This window comes from Vibrio sp. 1978 (assembly GCF_033344345.1).
Map to the genome: position 1 here is coordinate 1 of NZ_JAWPOP010000881.1, position 549 is coordinate 549.

General features: G+C 49.5%; 1 protein-coding gene. It reads left to right on the forward strand.

The annotated features are described in order from the left end of the window. Positions 1-123 precede the first annotated feature (123 nt). On the forward strand, positions 124-549 hold a 426-nt coding region (locus tag R8N49_RS29655), incomplete at its 3' end, for a hypothetical protein (RefSeq protein WP_318190765.1).

Sequence of the window (549 nt, forward strand, 5' to 3'; positions counted from 1 at the left end):
CGAACCTGGAATACATAGCCAAAATTTCAGGCGGAACAATCGTAAAAGGCCGTCTGCCCATATTGACCCAGTAAGAGCAGAGCTATGTGTGACAAGAAGTATAGAAATTACGAGGTAGCCATCATGGTCGATGTGAACCCTTTCGACAGGGTTATGAATGAATTGAAAAGTCGTGGCCGCAAGAACGCTCACATCCTGAGCATCCTCCAATTCGACTGGCCTGCATCGGAGGCCATCATCGAGAAGCTGAGCTGCTACATCACAGACGGGATTAAGGCTAATCAGGAGCCTGTGATTTACCCGATCATTGAAGAAGCTCTGCATCGCTACAGCCAGCTCGTGTTTCATGAGCAGAGAGAGAAATATGAAGACCCGGCCAGAATTGGGGCATTTCTGGAAACCCTGATCACCGAAACCTGCCGGGCGTTGGAAGTGCAAATTGTCGATAGTGGCGGTGATTCATGGTCTGTCGATTCAGGAGAGTCGTTCTCACTGTGGCTTTCTTCCCATCCAGGAGAACTATCCATTAACCCGCAGCCCCATGAGGAT